The sequence below is a fragment of the Streptomyces sp. NPDC058796 genome, from assembly GCF_042745235.1.
Classification (GTDB): Bacteria; Actinomycetota; Actinomycetes; order Streptomycetales; family Streptomycetaceae; genus Streptomyces.
On the sequence record NZ_JBHYOP010000011.1, the window covers coordinates 265,808 to 282,536 of the forward strand.

18 protein-coding genes and 1 pseudogene are annotated in these 16,729 nt (G+C 72.5%); 11 read left to right on the forward strand and 8 right to left on the reverse strand.

The window, feature by feature from the left end:
• Positions 1–157: 157 nt before the first annotated feature.
• The 4 genes and pseudogenes from ACFW47_RS27395 to ACFW47_RS27410 form a co-directional block, all read right to left on the reverse strand.
• A pseudogene (locus tag ACFW47_RS27395) lies at positions 158–832 on the reverse strand (HAD family hydrolase); the annotation flags it as partial.
• Between the two features lie 29 nt (positions 833–861).
• Positions 862–1,533, reverse strand: coding sequence for a phosphatase PAP2 family protein (locus ACFW47_RS27400; protein WP_386285200.1), 672 nt, complete (start codon positions 1,531–1,533; stop codon positions 862–864).
• An 86-nt stretch (positions 1,534–1,619) separates the two neighbouring features.
• Complete coding sequence (locus ACFW47_RS27405) at positions 1,620–2,555, reverse strand: M56 family metallopeptidase (protein WP_386285197.1); 936 nt, start codon at positions 2,553–2,555, stop codon at positions 1,620–1,622.
• A 132-nt stretch (positions 2,556–2,687) separates the two neighbouring features.
• Entirely contained in the window at positions 2,688–3,266 is a 579-nt protein-coding gene (locus ACFW47_RS27410; RefSeq protein WP_386285195.1) for a DUF5134 domain-containing protein, read from the reverse strand.
• 217 nt (positions 3,267–3,483) lie between these two features.
• Between ACFW47_RS27410 and ACFW47_RS27415 the strand changes: the two genes are divergently transcribed.
• Positions 3,484–5,172: an FUSC family protein gene (locus tag ACFW47_RS27415; RefSeq protein ID WP_386307432.1), complete on the forward strand. Its 1,689-nt coding sequence runs from the start codon at positions 3,484–3,486 to the stop codon at positions 5,170–5,172.
• The gene (locus ACFW47_RS27420) at positions 5,169–5,726 is read left to right on the forward strand and encodes a MarR family winged helix-turn-helix transcriptional regulator (protein WP_386285191.1); all 558 of its coding nucleotides are present in this window, start codon (positions 5,169–5,171) and stop codon (positions 5,724–5,726) included. The genes ACFW47_RS27415 and ACFW47_RS27420 overlap by 4 nt, the downstream gene beginning before the upstream one ends.
• 113 nt (positions 5,727–5,839) lie before the next feature.
• Here ACFW47_RS27420 and ACFW47_RS27425 read toward each other — a convergent pair whose 3' ends face one another.
• Both ACFW47_RS27425 and ACFW47_RS27430 read right to left on the reverse strand, forming a co-directional pair.
• Complete coding sequence (locus ACFW47_RS27425; RefSeq protein WP_386307434.1) at positions 5,840–6,604, reverse strand: VOC family protein; 765 nt, start codon at positions 6,602–6,604, stop codon at positions 5,840–5,842.
• A gap of 103 nt (positions 6,605–6,707) precedes the next feature.
• Complete coding sequence (locus ACFW47_RS27430) at positions 6,708–7,100, reverse strand: VOC family protein (protein WP_386285186.1); 393 nt, start codon at positions 7,098–7,100, stop codon at positions 6,708–6,710.
• 93 nt (positions 7,101–7,193) lie between these two features.
• Between ACFW47_RS27430 and ACFW47_RS27435 the strand changes: the two genes are divergently transcribed.
• Positions 7,194–7,733 (forward strand): GNAT family N-acetyltransferase, encoded by a 540-nt coding sequence (locus ACFW47_RS27435; RefSeq protein WP_386285184.1) that lies wholly within the window; start codon positions 7,194–7,196, stop codon positions 7,731–7,733.
• Between the two features lie 3 nt (positions 7,734–7,736).
• Here the strand turns inward: ACFW47_RS27435 and ACFW47_RS27440 are convergent, their stop codons facing one another.
• Entirely contained in the window at positions 7,737–8,420 is a 684-nt protein-coding gene (locus ACFW47_RS27440; protein WP_386285182.1) for a glycerophosphodiester phosphodiesterase, read from the reverse strand.
• A gap of 227 nt (positions 8,421–8,647) precedes the next feature.
• Here ACFW47_RS27440 and ACFW47_RS27445 point away from each other — a divergent pair, with 227 nt between their 5' ends.
• The 4 genes from ACFW47_RS27445 (at position 8,648) to ACFW47_RS27460 (ending at position 12,582) form a co-directional block, all read left to right on the forward strand.
• On the forward strand, positions 8,648–10,051 hold the full coding sequence (locus tag ACFW47_RS27445) for a DUF6421 family protein (RefSeq protein WP_386285179.1): 1,404 nt from the start codon (positions 8,648–8,650) through the stop codon (positions 10,049–10,051).
• Between the two features lie 56 nt (positions 10,052–10,107).
• Positions 10,108–10,854, forward strand: coding sequence for an SDR family NAD(P)-dependent oxidoreductase (locus ACFW47_RS27450; RefSeq protein ID WP_386285177.1), 747 nt, complete (start codon positions 10,108–10,110; stop codon positions 10,852–10,854).
• The gene (locus ACFW47_RS27455; protein ID WP_386285175.1) at positions 10,851–11,921 is read left to right on the forward strand and encodes a threonine aldolase family protein; all 1,071 of its coding nucleotides are present in this window, start codon (positions 10,851–10,853) and stop codon (positions 11,919–11,921) included. The genes ACFW47_RS27450 and ACFW47_RS27455 overlap by 4 nt, the downstream gene beginning before the upstream one ends.
• An 88-nt stretch (positions 11,922–12,009) precedes the next feature.
• Positions 12,010–12,582 (forward strand): transglutaminase family protein, encoded by a 573-nt coding sequence (locus ACFW47_RS27460; protein WP_386307435.1) that lies wholly within the window; start codon positions 12,010–12,012, stop codon positions 12,580–12,582.
• Between the two features lie 10 nt (positions 12,583–12,592).
• Here the strand turns inward: ACFW47_RS27460 and ACFW47_RS27465 are convergent, their stop codons facing one another.
• On the reverse strand, positions 12,593–13,321 hold the full coding sequence (locus ACFW47_RS27465; RefSeq protein ID WP_386285170.1) for a lysophospholipid acyltransferase family protein: 729 nt from the start codon (positions 13,319–13,321) through the stop codon (positions 12,593–12,595).
• A gap of 220 nt (positions 13,322–13,541) precedes the next feature.
• On the opposite strand from ACFW47_RS27465, the gene ACFW47_RS27470 reads away from it, so the two are divergent.
• The 4 genes from ACFW47_RS27470 to ACFW47_RS27485 all read left to right on the forward strand — a co-directional run bounded on the left by ACFW47_RS27470 (position 13,542) and on the right by ACFW47_RS27485 (position 16,651).
• Positions 13,542–13,967 carry a TlpA family protein disulfide reductase gene (locus tag ACFW47_RS27470; RefSeq protein ID WP_386285168.1) on the forward strand — a complete coding sequence of 142 codons (426 nt, stop codon included), beginning with the start codon at positions 13,542–13,544 and terminating at the stop codon, positions 13,965–13,967.
• Between the two features lie 146 nt (positions 13,968–14,113).
• Positions 14,114–14,623, forward strand: a complete 510-nt coding sequence (locus ACFW47_RS27475; protein WP_386307436.1) for a flavin reductase family protein — start codon at positions 14,114–14,116, stop codon at positions 14,621–14,623.
• 221 nt (positions 14,624–14,844) lie between these two features.
• On the forward strand, positions 14,845–15,633 hold the full coding sequence (locus tag ACFW47_RS27480; protein WP_386285163.1) for an electron transfer flavoprotein subunit beta/FixA family protein: 789 nt from the start codon (positions 14,845–14,847) through the stop codon (positions 15,631–15,633).
• Positions 15,634–15,688: 55 nt separating this feature from the next.
• Entirely contained in the window at positions 15,689–16,651 is a 963-nt protein-coding gene (locus ACFW47_RS27485) for an electron transfer flavoprotein subunit alpha/FixB family protein (RefSeq protein WP_386307437.1), read from the forward strand.
• The last annotated feature ends 78 nt before the right edge of the window (positions 16,652–16,729 follow it).

Below are 16,729 nucleotides of genomic sequence, written 5' to 3' on the forward strand. Positions count from 1 at the left end.
ATACTCGGCGCAGGCGGACGGACCCTGACGGGTCCGGTCCGGCAACCGTCTGCCTCGGGCGACACGGGGGATCGTCCGAGGCGGGCGGACACCTTCCTTGGTTGCCTCGGGCTACGGGGTGGTCGGATGTTGCCGGGCGCGTCGGCGGCGGTCGGCGCACCAGGTCCAGCACCGGCCCCAGTCCCGCCGCCCGCTCGGTCACCGGCAGATGGTCCACGAAGTGCACGGCGCAGCCGAGGGCTGCCGCGCCGCCGTCCGCCCGCCGGTCGTCTCCGACCATGAGCGTCCGGCCCGGCTCGGCCCCCAGCGCCGCGCAGGTGATCGCGAACAGCCGTGGGCCGGGCTTCTGGACGCCGTGCTCGTAGGACAGGACATACGTGTCGACGTACCGGTCCAGCCCGTGCGCACGGAAGACCGGGCGCAGGTCCCAGCCGATGTTGCTGACCACCCCGACGGCGATGCCCCGCTCGCGCAGCGCGCCCAGTACCTCGGCGGCGTCGGGGTAGGGAGTCCACGCGTCCGGCGTCATGTGCCGGTCGTACAGCACGTCGTGCAGTTCCGGGCCCGGCAGCCGTACCTGCCGGGACAGTCCGGTGTACGCGGCCCGGTGCAGCCGGGCGCTCTCGTCCCGGACCTCCCACGTCCCGGCGAGTCCCTCCGGTACCCGCTCCGGCGGGGCACCGCCGGGCAGCGCCCCGGCCTCTTCCAGCGCGCGGGCCGTCTCGGCCTGCTCCGGTCCGGTCAGCGTCGTGCCGGTGCGCGCGAGCGCCCCGCTCAGCCAGGCCTCGGTGGTCTCGATGCGGAAGAGGGTCCCGGAGAAGTCGAACAGCACGGCAGTCCCACGGCCGGGCGCCGGCGTCCTCACGGATGCCGTCGCTCGTGGACGAGTGCCGCGACGGCCACCACCAGGGCGCCGAGGAGCCAGCCGCCGACGACGTCCGTGGCCCAGTGCACGCCGAGCCACACACGGGTCACGCCGACGCCGATGACGGAGATCACCGCCACGGCCAGGGCGGTCAGGCGCACGCCGCGGGTGGCGTCGTAGTGGTGGAGCAGCCAGACGAGCAGGCCGCACACGAACGTGGCGGTCATGGCGTGCCCCGAGGGGAAGGCCGCGTAGTGCGCGGAGTCCACGGGGTCGGGCCAGACGGGGCGGGCCCGGTCCACGGCCGCCTTCAGCGCCTGCTGCAGCAGGCTTCCGAGCAGGCAGGTCATCGCCAGCCACACGGCCGTCCACCGGTCCCGGCGCCGGAACCAGAGCCACAACACCACCGCCGCGCACAGCAGTCGCATCGTCCACGTGTCCCACACCCAGTCGGTGAGGATCCGCATGGCGTGCGTGGTGCCCGGCTCGTCGACCGCCCAGCGGTGCGTCGTGTCCGCGATGTCGTCGTCCACGCCGACCAGCGGTCCCCATGCGAGGGCCACCAGGGTGAGCAGGAGCGCCGAGCACACGGTCAGCACCCAGGTGGCGCGGCGGGCGGTGCGCGGCTGCGGGGGACCGGGCGGGGAGTCGACGGAGGGCGTCTGCATGCTGCGATACTCGCCGACTCGAGCGCTCCGGGGCCAATCCCGGGGTGATTCCCGCGATGCGGGAGCGTGGAGTGCCGCGCGCGGGGCTACCCCAGCGCCCGCAGCCCCGGTACGAACGCCACCAGCACCGGCACCACCGGAACCAGCGCGGCCGCCGCCGTCAGTCGCAGCCGACGGGCCGCCGACAGCCGGTTCGGCGGGGTGAGCAACCGGTGCACCCGCTGCGGGACATGGGCGTGCGTGGTCGGGCAGGGACCGAACACACCCCGGTCCTCGTTGAGTTCGACCAGCGCGAGCGCGGTCGTCAGCCGGCCGAAGCGGCGGGAGGCCACGTCGTCGGCGGCGAGTTCCACCAGGCGGTGCATCTCGTCGCGGAACGCCGCGAACACCGGGACCTGCGGGAAGCCGTCCGCCAGCGCCGCCGAGCAGTGCAGCAGCCAGTCGTGCCGTGCCTGCGCGTGCCCCTTCTCGTGGGCGAGCACCGCGTCGAGCTGACGGCCCTTGAGGCGGCGCAGCGCGGCGGTGGTGACGACCAGCTGCGGGGGAGTACCGGGCAGCCACCAGGCGTCCGGCCGGTCGCCCTCCAGGACGACGAGCGGGTCCGAGCGGGGCGCCTCGCCCGGCAACAGCGGAGCTCGGTGCAGCAGTTCGGCGCGGCGCCGCCGACGCCGGGTCCGGGCCCGCCCGATCTCACGGACCAGCATCGCGGCGCTCCACAACCCGCCACAGGCCAGCGCCAGGGCGGTCGTGTCCGCCCAGAGCCCGGACGTGCCGAGCGCGTACGCCTCCACCACCGGACGCGGTGCCGTCGCGAAGACGTGGCCGCCCACCGCGTGCCACGCCGCCGCCGCGCTGAACGTCATCGACAGCGCACAGCACACGAGCACGGCCGCCACGACGCACTGCCACACCCACAAGGCGACCACCGGTTCACGGTCCGGCCAGTCGGCGCGGGCGAGCAGCCTCGGGCCGAGGACGGCGGTCAGAGCGCCGAGCAGCAGCAGCGCCGCGGGGAGAAACATGGCAGCAGCCTATGAGCCCAGCACCCGCCGCAGTACGGCCCGCCGCACAAAGTGACGCAGGCAACGATTGCGCACGGGATGCGCCGGGTAGCGCTCGCGTGCCCGCGCCGGGCGTCCCGTGGAGCACAGATGTCACATGGTCAGCAGCATGGCCAGCATCGCGATGCCCATGGAGAGCCGGCACGCCCGCGCCAGCTCCGGCCGGTCGCCCCAGCCGTTCGCCGCGCCGCCCTCCGCCGCACCGTCCCCGGCCGTGCCGCCCCCCGCCACGACGGTCACCGGCAGCAGACGCACGCCGGTCAGCAGCACGTACCCGGTGAAGTAGATCAGCAGCACCCCGGTCAGCAGCGGTACGCCGGACGATCCGTGCGCGTGACCCCGGGCGGACGAGCCGGCCATCACCAGCGCCATGTACACCATGGCCGCGTCCCCGACGAGGTGGTGCAGGTGATGACGTCCCGACCGGGCCGCCCACAGGGCGCGCAGCCCGGCTGCGCCGAACACCGCCGCGTAGGCGGGCCAGGCCCAGGCCGGCGGGGTGAACACCGCCGCGGGCACGGCCATGGCGGCCATGCCGAAACCCATGAGCGCCTCGCCGCCCGCGGCACGGCGCTGCTCCCGCACCCCGCTGCGCATCCGCAGCAGGCAGTACGCGCCGGTCGCCGCGCACAGCGCGACCAGCAGCCACCCGGACGACGCCGGTCCGTGCACACGTACCTCCCCCGCTCGCGGCTCGACGGCCGAAGCCCGCCGGCCGGTTGCCCGCCGGTCGGTCAAGGACTGCCCGGGCCGTGCGGCGTGCACGCGAGCGCAAGGGAGTACACGGGGGTATTGGGGGGAGCACGGCGGATCGCCGCTGGTCGTGCCGGGCTAGTCGGCCCGGCCCGGCATTTTATTTACAGGTAAAACACCTGTTAAGCTTTTCGCCATGAGCAGTGCGACCCCCACCACCGGCATCTCACTCGGCCGCCGACTGTCACTGACCGGCGTGCTGCGCCTGCGCCGCCCCTCCGAGATCTGGTTCAAACCCGCGCTGAGTTCGGTCGCCGCCGTCGCCCCGCCCAACCTCATCCTGCTGGCGCTCGGGCGGCTCGACCTGGCGATGTACACCATGGCCGGGTCCCTGTGCGCCCTCTACGCCCACAACCGCCCCTACGCCGCCCGGACCCGCGTGCTGGCCCGGGTCGTCCTCGGCATGCTCGGTGGCGTCGCCGTCGCCCTGGTCACCGCCTCACTCACCCGCAACGCGGTCGTCCTGGTCACCGTCGGCGCCCTGCTGGCCGCCGTCCAGAAGGCCCTGTGCGACGCCACCCGCGTCGGCCCGCCGGGCAACGTGGTCCTGACCTTCATCAGCTCCGCCGCCCTCTTCGTCCCGCAGACCTTCGGGCAGATCCCCGGCCACCTGGCGCTCGGCGCCGCCGCCGGCGCGTGGGCCTGGATCGTCGGCATGGCGCCCGCCCTCGTCCGCCCGCACGGTCCTGAACGCCGGGCCACCGCCCAGGCGCTGAACGCCGCCGCCGCGTACGCCGGCACCCGGGGTGCCGGGGACGGCCACACCGCGGCGCGCGCCGCCGGGTACGCCGCCGTACAGGCCGCCTGGCAGACACTGCTGGCCCTCCCGGCGACGGGCACCCGCGCCACCACCCGGCACGCCCTGGAACGCCTCGTCGTCCGCGCGGAGGTCGCGCTCGCCGCGCCTACCGACACGGACCCGGAGCGCCTGCGCGACTGGGCCCGCGCCCTGCGCGGCACCGGCCGGATCCCGCGCACCGGCGCCACCCCGGGCGCCACCGAAGAACTCCTCGGCATCGACACCGAACTCGCCGGGCCCCCCACCCCCTTGTGGCAGCGGCTCCGCCCCCTGGGCCCGATCGCCCTGCGCACCGCCCTCGGCTGCGCCCTGGCCGGCTACGCCTCCCTGGCGCTCGGCATCGGCCGCCCGTACTGGGCCCTGGTCACCGCCGCCGCCCTCTACCAGGCGAACATGACCCTCACCTGGAGCCGGGCCGTCCAGCGCGTCGTCGGCAACCTCGCCGGGGTGCTGGTGTTCGCGGCCATCGCCCCGCTGGCCCACCTCGGGCAGGTCCTCCTGGTCCTGCTCTGCCTCGCCCTCAACTTCGGGGCCGAGGCGCTGATCACCCGCAACTACTGGCTCGGCAGCGTGTGCGTGACCCCGATGGCGCTGCTCATCACCGAGTTCGCCCGGTACCAGCAGCCCGGCGAGCTGATCACCGAACGCGTGGTGGACACCCTCGTCGGCGCCCTGGTCGGCTTCCTGGCCGCCGTGGCCGTCACCAACCGGCGCGCCGGCAGCCGGGTCGGACAGGCGGTGACCGCCGCCGACCGCGCCCGCGAGCACGCCGCCCGCCTCCTGGCGGAGCCCGACCCCGCCCCCGGCGCCCTGGAGGCCGCCCGCCGGGGCCTGGCCGCCGCCCTCACCGACCTGCGGGCCACCGTCGACGCCGCGGCCGGCGAATGGTGGGGACGCGCGCTGCCCCAGGAGAGGGTCGTGCTCGCCGAGCAGTCCGGACACCGTACGCTCGCCGCAACGGTGCGACGCCAGGCAGCGCGTACGGACCGGGAACCGGGCACGAGAACGGAGGACGTACGGCCATGACCGCAACCGACGGGGGATCGGCGACCGGGGGCGACGAGAGGGGCGGACCGGGCGGGGACACCGTCGCCGCGGTCGTACGGCAGTGGCGGGCCGTCCACCCCGGACTCGACACCGGTCCGATGGAGATCATCGGCCGCATCAACCGCTGCGCCGCCCTCCTCCAGCAGGCCGAGGACGCCCCGCTGCGCCGGGCCGGGCTCACTCGCGCCGAGTTCGACCTCCTCGGCGCGCTGCGCCGCACCGGGCACGAGCTGACCCCCGGAGACCTGGCCCGCGAGACCTTCTCGTCCGGCGCCGCGGTCACCAAGCGCCTCAAGCAGCTCACCGAGCGCGGACTGGTGGAGCGGCGCGGCGACACCCGTGACCGCAGGGTCGCCCACGTCCGCCTCACGGACAGCGGCCGCGACCTGGTCGACGGCATCCTGCCCGAACAGCTCGCCTACGAGTCCGCCGTCCTGTCCGGCGTCGACGGACCGGACCAGGCGGAGCTGGCGGCACTCCTCGGGGCGCTGCTGGGCCGGCTCGAGAGCCGGCCGCAGGCACTGCGGTTCTGAGGCGGCCCGGAAACGACGCCGGGGGCGCGGGTGTGGGGGTGACCTGCGTCGCGGGTGTCCTGCGCCGCCGGGCCGCCGGGGGCCGCCCCCGTGTTGCCCCCCCCGGGCGGCGCTCAGCGCTCGTCGCCCGCCCGGTACACGCCGAACATCGCCCCCTGCGGGTCCCGCAGCACCGCGATGCGCGGTCCGTCGGGAGGCGACGTCGGCTCCATGAGCACGGTGCCCTCGCTGTCGGTCGTGTCGACGGCGGCGGTGTCCACGTCCGCCACGGCGAAGTACGGCAGCCAGTGGGCGGGCACCTCGTGCGGGAACTTCTCGTCCATCGTCACCATGCCGCCGAAGTCCGCGCCGTCGATCCCCCACTGCGGATAGCGGTCCGACGCGGACACGCTCCAGCCGAACACCGTGGTGTAGAAGTCGGCGGCCCGGCCGGGCTCCCGGGTCAGCAGCTCCACCCAGCCCAGCGCGCCGGGCGCGTTGAACAGCCCCGCGCCGGGGAACGACCGTCCCTGCCACAGCTGGAACACCGCGCCGCCCGGATCCGCGGCCACCGCGAACCGTCCGGAGTCGAAGACGTCCGTGGGCCCGTGCAGGGGCGTCCCGCCGGCCGCCGTCACCTGCCGCACGGCGGCGTCCGCGTCCCGCACCGCGAACGACACGTTCCAGGCGACCGGCTGCCCCTGCTGGTACAGCGGCGTCAGGGCGGCGACCGCCGCGTCGCCGAGGCGGGCGATCGTGTAGCCGCCCGCCTGCTGCCGGCCGTCCGTCTCGGGACGCCAGCCGAACAGCTTGGTGTAGAAGCGCTTGGCCGCCACAAGGTCGCTGGTCCCCAGCTCGGCCCAGCAGGGACCGCCGGGCACCGGTTCGTGGAGCTTCATCGCGTGGGGCGTCCTTCCACTCGGCCGCGGACCGTCCGTCCCCCTCCTGCACGCTAAGGCCGGGCCCGGACCGCGGCCATCCGGCGCGTACCGTCCCGGTGGGTCAGATGCCCGGCCGGTAGCGCAGCGGGTGGTCCGCCGGGACCTCCACCAACACGATCTGGGTGCCGTCCGGGTCCGCGATCCACATCTCCACCAGCCCCCACGGCTCCCGCACCGGCGGCCGCACGATCTCGACGCCCTTCGCGCGCAGTTCCTCGTGGGACGCCGCCGCGTCCTCGATCTGGAGCCACAGCTTGAGAGCGGGAGACACGGGTGCGTCGGCGCGGCCGGAGACCTCCAGGAAGCCGCCGCCGAGGAAGTACACGGTGCCCCGCTCCGGCCCGGTGCCGAACTCACGGTGGACGGCGAGGCCGAGCTGTTCGCCGTAGAAGGCCCGGGAGCGGTCGGGGTCGCTGGGGCGGAGCAGGGTCCGGCTGCTGAGTACATGCACCATGCGGACCGAGACTACTGGCAGCGTTACTCTCATCGGTGCCCCCGCCGCGCCCCAGCACGAAACGCGCCCGAGAACGAACCGGAGACGCCCCAGATGGACACCACCGCCGGCCGACTGACCTACCGTGACGCCACCGACACCGACGTGGACGAGATCGTGGCGCTCATAGAGTCCGCGTACCGCGGCGATTCCAGCCGGGCCGGGTGGACCACCGAGGCGGACATCCTCCAGGGGCAGCGCACGGACCCGGAGGGCGTGCTGGAGGTGATCAAGTCGCCGGACAGCCGTCTGCTGACGGTCGAGCGGGACGGCGGGATCGTAGCCTGCTGCCAGCTCGAGCACCGCGGTGCGCACGCCTACTTCGGAATGTTCGCCGTCAGCCCGGTGCTCCAGGGCGGGGGGCTGGGCAAGAGGATCATCGCGGAGGCGGAGCGGCAGGCCCGCGCGGCGTGGGGTGTGACGGAGATGCACATGACCGTCATCTCCGTGCGGGAAGACCTCATCGCCTGGTACGAGCGCCGCGGCTACCGCCGTACGGGAGAGACGACCCCGTTCCCGTACGGCGACGAGCGCTTCGGCATTCCGCAGCGCGACGACCTCCGGTTCGAACTGCTGGTCAAGCCGCTGGTGTGAGCCTCAGGCCGTGAAGCGGCCGGTGCGCTTGATCTCCGGGTAGTCGGTGGTCGCGCCGTCGAGCCCCAGGGCGCGCACCAGCCGCAGGTGGTCCTGGGTGTTCACGGTCCAGGAGAAGACCCTGAGGCCCGCCTTGCGGGCGCGCCGCACGATCTCCAGCGTGATCCGGTTGATGTCCAGGCAGAGCGTCCCGGCGCCCGCCGCCACGGCCCGGTCCACGACCTCGGGGCCGTAGTACTGAGCGACCAGCGCGGTCCGCACCCCCGGCACCAGCCGGGCGATCTCGACGATCGCCTCGTCGTGGAACGAGATGACCTCCACCCGGTCCACCAGGTCCCGCCGCAGCATCACCTCGGCGAGCGTGCGCGCGGCCGCCACGTCCTTGATTTCGGCCTGCAACGGCGCCGAGACCGCGTCCAGCACCTCTTCGAAGACCGGGATCCGCTCCCCGCGGCCGGCGTCCAGAGCCCGCAGCTCCTCCAGGGTCTTGTCGGCGATCGCGCCGGTGCCGTCCGTGGTGCGGTCCACGTCCGCGTCGTGCATGACGACGAGCGCGCCGTCCTTGCTCAGGTGCAGGTCCAGTTCGACGACGTCGAGGCCGGCCCGCTCGGCGGCGACGAAGGAACGCAGGGTGTTCTCGGGTTCGACACCCATCGCTCCGCGGTGCCCGATGGTGAGGAAGTTCAAGGCTCGACTCGCTTCCGTAGACGGCGGCGATGGCAGGGCGCAGCCTAACGGCCCTGCCGGACCGTTTCCCCTCTGCCGCGCTGGGTATACGGAATCCGGCGTCCCACAGGAAAAAATGCGGTGAAGCCTGGGGGGCGGCAGGATAATTTGCGGAGGCTCCCCTTGAAGGGAGGAACCTCGTATGCATACGGTGTCCTGACGCGAGCTTCTCCCGTGGAGGATGGGACATGACGGAAATTCTTGTGCAGGTGGGTGCGGAGGAGAAGGTTCCTCCGGTGAGCAGGGTGGTCGAGCACCCGGCATGGCCCGTGCTCAAGGATGCCGTGGAGCGCATCCGGCCCTGGCAGTCCAAGGACGGCTCGATCGACTTCGACGCCGAGGGCGCTCCGCAGCGCGCCGCGGCCGAGGACGCCGTGCGCCGCGTCGCCGAAGCCGTGGAGGAGCTGTCCCCGCTCCTCCCGCACGACCGCGTCTACCACGAGGCCCTGGTGAAGGACCTCGGCCGCTGGGCCGACGGCGGTTTCGAGGTGCCCGACTTCCTCGACTCGCTGCTGGCCTTCCAGCCCGCCGCGAACCGCGCGGACGGCCTCCAGCACCTGGTCGTCTTCCCGATGTACACGCAGAACGGCAACCCGGACCGCAACCTCGAAGCGGTCGTGCTGCGGATGGTCTGGCCCGACTGGCTGGCCGAGCTGGAGCGCACCCGCTACGACAACCCGCTGTTCTGCGGCATCACCTTCGAGGACTTCACGGCCGGTTACGACACCAACTCGGCCGTGCTCTTCCCCGAGACCATCGCCGTGCGCGAGGCCCCGGAGCGCTTCTCCTGGGGCGGCATCTTCTGCGACCGCGAGGCCGCCCGCTTCCGCCGCGTGACCGAGGCCGCCGTCGGCATCCTGGGCCTCGAGCTGCCCGAGGACGTCGCCGCGATGGTCCACGACCAGAAGCGCTGCGAGGAGGCCTTCGTCCTGTGGGACATGGTCCACGACCGCACCCACAGCCACGGCGACCTGCCCTTCGACCCGTTCATGATCAAGCAGCGCCAGCCGTTCTGGATGTACGGCCTGGAGGAGCTGCGCTGCGACCTCACCGCCTTCAAGGAGGCCGTGAAGCTGGCGGACGACGGTGTTCCGCAGGCCCGCGACGTGCAGTACGCGGTCCTCTTCGACCGCATGTTCCGCTTCCCGGTCACCGGTGAGCGGGTGCGCAACTACGACGGTCTGGGCGGCCAGCTCCTCTTCGCCTACCTGCACAAGCACGACGTCGTCCGCTGGACCGACAACAAGCTCTTCATCGACTGGCAGCGCGCCCCGCAGGTCACCAACCAGCTGTGCGCCGAGATCGAGACGCTCTACCGCGACGGCATCGACCGCCCCAAGATCGTCCACTGGTTCGCCGGCTACGAGCTGGTCTCCACCTACCTCGCCCCGCACCCGGGCTCGAAGTGGGCCAAGGGCCCCGACGCCCTGGACCTGTCGCTGCCGCCGCGCAAACTCGTCGACGACGTGCTTCCGGACGAGTTTCCGCTGAGCATGTTCTACGAGGCACTGTCCAAGAAGCTGAAGAACGTGATCGCCTCCACCAAGGGCATCACGGCATCGGCGGACGGCGCCGAGCGGGCCGCCGCGTGAGCGACGGCACCGGCGGGCAGGAACAGGCACGGCAACAGGCTCGGGAGGCGAGGACCATGGGGAACGGGGCGCTCGACGGCGCGGTGATCGCGGTGGCCGGAGCGGGCGGACCCGCCGGACGGGCCGCGCTGCTGCGGCTCGCCGAGGCGGGGGCGACGGTCGTGGGCTCGGACAACGATCCCGAGCGGCTGGCGGAGGCGGTGGACGCGGCGCGCTACGCGCACGGCGGCGCGGCCGTGACCGGTGAGAAGGTCGACCTGCTCGACCTCGACTCCACCCGCGCGTGGGCCGACCGCATCGAGAAGGACCACGGCCGGGTCGACGGCCTGGTCCACCTCGTCGGCGGCTGGCGAGGCAGCCAGACCTTCACCAAGACCGACCTGGGCGACTGGGACCTCCTGGAGAAGCTGCTCATCCGCACCGTGCAGCACACCTCCCTCGCCTTCCACGAGGGGCTCCAGCGCAGCGACCGCGGCCGCTACGTCCTGATCAGCGCCGCGGGCGCCTCCAAGCCCACCGCGGGCAACGCCGCCTACTCGGCCGCCAAGGCCGCCTCCGAGGCCTGGACGCTGGCCATGGCGGACTACTTCCGCAAGGCGGGGGGCGAGCAGGGGCCCACGTCGGCGGCTGCGATCCTGGTGGTCAAGGCGTTGGTGCACGACGCGATGCGCGCCGAGCGCCCCAACGCGAAGTTCGCGGGCTTCACGGACGTGCGTGACCTCGCCGAGGCCGTCGCCGGAGTCTGGGAGAAGCCCGCCGCGGAAGTGAACGGAAACCGTCTGTGGCTGACCGAGAAGCCGTGAATCCCCCGAAGACCGACGCGCGTCGCCACCACGACCCCGAGGTCCGCGGTTTCGCCAGTGACAACTACGCCGGGGCCCACCCGGAGGTGCTCGCCGCCCTGGCTCTGGCCAACGGCGGGCACCAGGTCGCGTACGGAGAGGACGAGTACACCGAGAACCTCCAGCGGGTGATCCGCAGCCACTTCGGCTCGGGCGCCGAGGCGTTCCCGGTGTTCAACGGCACCGGCGCCAACGTCGTCGCGCTCCAGGCGGTCACCGACCGCTGGGGCGCGGTGATCTGCGCCGAGAGCGCGCACATCAACGTCGACGAGGGCGGCGCCCCCGAGCGCATGGGCGGCCTGAAGCTGCTCACCGTCCCCACCCCCGACGGCAAGCTCACGCCCGACCTGATCGACCGGCAGGCGTACGGCTGGGACGACGAACACCGCGCGATGCCGCAGGTCGTCTCGATCACCCAGAGCACGGAGCTCGGTACCCTCTACACGCCCGACGAGATCCGCGCCATCTGCGAGCACGCCCACGCGCACGGCATGAGGGTGCACCTGGACGGCTCCCGGATAGCCAACGCCGCCGCCTCCCTGGACGTGCCCATGCGCACCTTCACCAACGCGGTCGGCGTGGATCTCCTCTCCCTCGGCGGCACCAAGAACGGCGCCCTGTTCGGCGAGGCGGTCGTGGTCCTGAACCAGGACGCCGTGCGCCACATGAAGCACCTGCGCAAGCTGTCCATGCAGCTGGCCTCGAAGATGCGCTTCGTGTCGGTGCAGCTGGAGGCGCTGCTCGCCAAGGACCTGTGGCTGCGCAACGCCCGGCACTCCAACGAGATGGCCCAGCGTCTGGCCGAGGGCGTGCGCGCCGTGCACGGCGTGGAGATCCTCTACCCGGTGCAGGCCAACGCCGTCTTCGCCCGGCTGCCGCACGACGTGAGCGAGCGCTTGCAGAAGCGGTTCCGCTTCTACTTCTGGGACGAGGCCGCCGGCGACGTGCGCTGGATGTGCGCCTTCGACACCACCGAGGACGACGTCGACGCGTTCGTCGCCGCCCTCAAGGAGGAGATGGCGCGCTAGCGGCACAGCAGCTCAAGATATGCATAGGTATGCGGTCACCTGAAAAGTCATTGACGGTCGAGTGATCGCTTTCCTATGCTCTGCGGGCATGGAGCTGATCCAGAAGACCCCTGACCTGTCCGCCTATCTGGCCGCCGACGAGGTCATCGACCACGAGCACCCGGGTGTGCGGGAGGTGGCCGCGAGGCTCGCCAAGGCGTCGGAAGACTCGTATGCCTATGCGCGACTGGCCTTCGAGTTCGTGCGCGACACCATCCCGCACTCGCAGGACTCGGGCGACCCGCGCGTCACCTGGCGGGCCTCCGACGTCCTGGAGCAGCGCACCGGCATCTGCTACGCCAAGGCCCACGCGCTGACCGCGCTGCTGAGGGCCGAGGACATCCCGACCGCCCTGTGCTACCAGCGGTTCGACGTGGTGCACGGACTGGTGGCCGTGCGGTTCGACGGGGCGTGGCACCGGCAGGACCCGCGCGGCAACAAGCCCGGCGTGGACGCGCAGTTCTCCCTGGGCGGGGAGCGGCTGGCCTTCACGCCGGACCACGAGGCGGGCGAGGCGGACTACCCGGAGCTGTACGCCGCGCCGCATCCGGCCGTGCTGGAGGTGCTGAAGGCGGCCACCGACCGGCCGCACCTGTGGGCGACGCTCCCGGCCTCGCTCTGAGGTGCCCGGCTCAGTGGGCCTCGGCGGTGCGCACCTGCTCCGGGGTGGGGGCGGTGCCGCCGAGATGGGCCGGCATCCACCAGGTGTCGTCCGCGCCCTTGGGGCGTACCGGGTAGGCCCGCTGGGCGGCCTCCAGCAGCTCCTGCACCCGCTCGCGCAGCCGCCGGGTGAGGGCGCCCGCGTACTGCTCGCGGGGTGCCTCCATCGCCTCGCCGACCCGGATGGTGATCGGGATGTGGCTGCGCTTGAAGTTGCGCGGGTGGCCCTTGGTCCACAGCCGCTGGGTGCCCCAGAGTGCCATCGGGATCAGCGGGACGCCCGCCTCCTGCGCCAGGCGCGCGGCACCCGACTTGAAGCTCTTCAGCGTGAACGACTCGGAGATAGTCGCCTCCGGGAAGACCCCGACGATCTCGCCGGACCGCAGCGAGTCCAGGGCGTGCGCGTACGCCGCCTCGCCCTGCTTGCGGTCGACCGGGATGTGCTTCATGTTGCGCATCAGCGGCCCGGAGACCCGGTGCCGGAAGACCGACTCCTTCGCCATGAAGCGCACCAGCCGCTTCTGAGGCAGCGCCGCCAGGCCGTCGAAGATGAAGTCCAGGTAGCTGATGTGGTTGCTCACCAGCACGGCGCCGCCCGAGCGCGGGATGTTCTCCGAACCCTGGCAATCGATCTTGAGATCCCACACCTTGAACAGGGTGCGGGCGAGACCGATGGCCGGGCGGTAGGCGAGTTCTGCCATGGGCGGGTCGGACCCTTCCTTGTCAGCCTGGGAAGGGGGTTCCCAGTCGAAAGTTACGCAGCCGTAGGTTTACGGCTTGTCGAGATCGTGCCCCAAGAACGGCCGGTGTACCAGCCTTGGTGCCGGCACGTGGCGAGATCCTCATCACGTCGTCTGCCGATTCGTGGCCGAAAAGTGACGGCGGAGCGGGAATCTCCGCCGCCCGGGGAACGCTGAACCGATGGACGAACGGACCGGTGGCACGCCCGAGGCGTGCCCACGAGTGCCGCGGTGGCGGCGGAACGAGGACGCGAGGGTGCACGGGCAGGGCGACGGCGGCAGTCCCGATCCATCGCCGGTCCCCCGGCTCGACGCGGCACGCCTCGGCGCGGAACTGGGCGCGCGGGCGACGCTCGTGCAGTTCTCCAGCGCCTTCTGCGCCCCCTGCCGGGCCACCAGGCGGGTCTTGCGCGAGGTCGCCCGGATGGTCCCCGGCGTGGCCCACGTCGAGATCGACGCCGAGGCCCGCCTGGAACTCGTCCGTGCCCTCGGCGTGCTCAAGACCCCGACCGTGCTGGTTCTCGACGCGGACGGCCGGGTCGTACGGCGTGCCGTCGGGCAGCCGCGCAAGGCGGACGTGATCGCCGCGCTGGGCGAGGCGGTGTGAGTACCGTCACGCCGTCCGTGAGGCGTTCTCCACAGCTTCCGGATCGCGGGACGTAATTGACTGTGTGTGCCACCCGTCGTCAGCCTGCCCGTACGGCCTCGCTCCCGGCTCCGCGGACCGGGGCGCAACGCAGAAGGACTTCCCGTATGACGGCCACACCCGGCCTCACCGCGCCGCCGCCCGCCACCGCCGAGCTGTTGCGGTCCGCCTTCCGGCGGCACGCCGCGGGCGTCGCGGTGATCACCGCGCGCGGGGACGCCGGCCCGGTCGGCTTCACCGCCACCTCCCTCACCTCCGTCTCCGCGGAGCCGCCGCTGCTCTCCTTCGGCATCGGTACCGGCTCCTCCAGCTGGCCCGCGGTCTCCTCGGCCGAGTACGTGGGCGTCCACGTGCTCGGCGAGCACCAGGAGGAGGTGGCCGCCACCTTCGCCCGCAGCGGCGCCGACCGCTTCGCGGCGCCCACCGCCTGGCGAGACGGCCCCGAGGGGGTGCCGGTGCTGGACGGCGTCCTCGCCTGGCTCGTGTGCCGGGTCGTCGCCCGCGTGCCCGCGGGAGACCATCGCATCGTGCTGGCCGAGGTGCTGTCCGGCGATCCCGGGGGCGCCGGCCGGCCGCTCCTCTACCACCAGGGGCGTTACGAGCGACTGCGCGACTGACCGCTCACCGGGACGGCTTCTGCGAAGCGGTCGGGTTCCGGTTACGCTGCGTTGCGAAGGTCACAGTTCAAAGCGCTTGCTTAGCGGGCAGGGACTGGGTGTACTGACGAGTAATATTTCGGGACGGAGCGCAGGTCGCCCCGCCCGGGATCGGCCGCTTGGGGCGCCTATGCTGCCTGCAAGAGGCAGCACTGAAATGTCGACGCAGTAGGAGAGCCGGCGTGAGCTTGAGGATCGTTGTCACCGTGAAGTACGTGCCCGACGCCACTGGCGACCGGCACTTCGCCGATGACCTGACCGTCGACCGCGACGACGTCGACGGTCTGCTCTCCGAGCTGGACGAGTACGCGGTCGAGCAGGCGCTGCAGATCTCGGAGAACTCCGACGACGACGTGGAGATCACCGTCCTGACGGTGGGCCCGGAGGACGCGAAGGACGCGCTGCGCAAGGCGCTGTCCATGGGTGCCGACAAGGCGATCCACGTCGAGGACGACGACCTGCACGGCACCGACGCCATCGGCACCTCGCTGGTGCTGGCCAAGGCGATCGAGAAGGCCGGCTACGACCTGGTCGTCTCCGGCATGGCCTCCACCGACGGCACCATGGGCGTCGTCCCCGCGCTGCTCGCGGAGCGCCTGGGCGTGCCGCAGGTGACGCTGCTGTCCGAGGTCTCGGTCGAGGACGGCACCGTGAAGGGCCGCCGTGACGGCGACGCCGCCACCGAGCACCTGGAGGCCTCCCTCCCGGCCGTCGTGTCGGTCACCGACCAGTCCGGCGAGGCCCGTTACCCCTCCTTCAAGGGCATCATGGCGGCCAAGAAGAAGCCGGTGGAGTCCTGGGACCTGTCCGACCTCGACATCGACGAGGACGAGGTCGGTCTCGAGAACGCCTACACCACGGTCGAGTCCGCGACCGAGCGCCCGGCGCGCACCGCGGGCACCATCGTCAAGGACGAGGGCGAGGGCGGCAAGCAGCTCGCCGAGTTCCTCGCGGGCCAGAAGTTCATCTGAGCCCCGGATTCGCCGACCGCCCCTCACATCTCGCAAGCAGGAGAGAAGAAGTCCCATGGCTGAAGTTCTCGTCTACGTCGACCACGTGGACGGTGCCGTCCGCAAGCCCACCCTGGAGCTGCTGACGCTGGCCCGCCGCGTCGGCGAGCCCGTCGCCGTCGCCCTCGGCAACGGTGCCGGTGACACCGCCGCCGCCCTCGCCGAGCACGGCGCGGTGAAGGTGCTGGCCCACGAGGCCGCCGAGTACGCCGACTACCTGGTCGTACCGAAGGTGGACGCCCTCCAGGCCGCCGTCGAGGCCGTCTCCCCGGCCGCCGTGCTGGTCCCGTCCTCCGCCGAGGGCAAGGAGATCGCCGCCCGCCTGGCGCTGCGCCTGGGCTCCGGCATCATCACGGACGCCGTCGACCTGGAGGCCGGCGACGAGGGCCCGGTGGCCACGCAGTCGGTCTTCGCCGCCGCCTTCACCACCAAGTCCCGCGTCTCCAAGGGCACCCCGGTCATCACGGTCAAGCCGAACTCGGCCGCCGTGGAGCCCGCCCCGGCCGCTGGCGCGGTCGAGGCCCTGTCGGTGTCCTTCTCCGCCGCCGCGACCGGCACCAAGGTCACCTCGCGCACGCCGCGCGAGTCGACCGGGCGCCCGGAGCTGACCGAGGCCGCGATCGTCGTCTCCGGCGGCCGCGGCGTCAACGGCGCGGAGAACTTCGCGATCATCGAGGCGCTCGCCGACTCCCTCGGCGCGGCCGTCGGCGCCTCGCGCGCCGCGGTGGACGCCGGCTGGTACCCGCACACCAACCAGGTCGGCCAGACCGGCAAGTCGGTCTCCCCGCAGCTGTACATCGCCTCCGGCATCTCCGGCGCGATCCAGCACCGCGCGGGCATGCAGACCTCGAAGACGATCGTGGCGATCAACAAGGACGCCGAGGCCCCGATCTTCGAGCTGGTCGACTACGGCGTCGTCGGCGACCTCTTCGACGTCGTCCCGCAGCTCACCGAGGAAGTGAAGTCCCGCAAGGGCTGAGCATCCCGCCATACGGCTCCGGCCGAGGCCCCCGCGACCTTCCGTGGTCGCGGGGGCCTCGGCGTCTGCGCAGGATGG

Coding starts and splice junctions, on each gene's coding strand:
- ACFW47_RS27465 (WP_386285170.1), bottom strand. CDS start 13,321: ATGGCAGAACTCGCCTACCGCCCGGCCATCGGTCTCGCCCGCACCCTG.
- ACFW47_RS27435 (WP_386285184.1), top strand. CDS start 7,194: ATGGACACCACCGCCGGCCGACTGACCTACCGTGACGCCACCGACACC.
- ACFW47_RS27475 (WP_386307436.1), top strand. CDS start 14,114: ATGACGGCCACACCCGGCCTCACCGCGCCGCCGCCCGCCACCGCCGAG.
- ACFW47_RS27445 (WP_386285179.1), top strand. CDS start 8,648: ATGACGGAAATTCTTGTGCAGGTGGGTGCGGAGGAGAAGGTTCCTCCG.
- ACFW47_RS27460 (WP_386307435.1), top strand. CDS start 12,010: ATGGAGCTGATCCAGAAGACCCCTGACCTGTCCGCCTATCTGGCCGCC.
- ACFW47_RS27400 (WP_386285200.1), bottom strand. CDS start 1,533: ATGCAGACGCCCTCCGTCGACTCCCCGCCCGGTCCCCCGCAGCCGCGC.
- ACFW47_RS27405 (WP_386285197.1), bottom strand. CDS start 2,555: ATGTTTCTCCCCGCGGCGCTGCTGCTGCTCGGCGCTCTGACCGCCGTC.
- ACFW47_RS27470 (WP_386285168.1), top strand. CDS start 13,542: ATGGACGAACGGACCGGTGGCACGCCCGAGGCGTGCCCACGAGTGCCG.
- ACFW47_RS27450 (WP_386285177.1), top strand. CDS start 10,108: ATGGGGAACGGGGCGCTCGACGGCGCGGTGATCGCGGTGGCCGGAGCG.
- ACFW47_RS27415 (WP_386307432.1), top strand. CDS start 3,484: ATGAGCAGTGCGACCCCCACCACCGGCATCTCACTCGGCCGCCGACTG.
- ACFW47_RS27430 (WP_386285186.1), bottom strand. CDS start 7,100: ATGGTGCATGTACTCAGCAGCCGGACCCTGCTCCGCCCCAGCGACCCC.
- ACFW47_RS27485 (WP_386307437.1), top strand. CDS start 15,689: ATGGCTGAAGTTCTCGTCTACGTCGACCACGTGGACGGTGCCGTCCGC.
- ACFW47_RS27425 (WP_386307434.1), bottom strand. CDS start 6,604: ATGAAGCTCCACGAACCGGTGCCCGGCGGTCCCTGCTGGGCCGAGCTG.
- ACFW47_RS27420 (WP_386285191.1), top strand. CDS start 5,169: ATGACCGCAACCGACGGGGGATCGGCGACCGGGGGCGACGAGAGGGGC.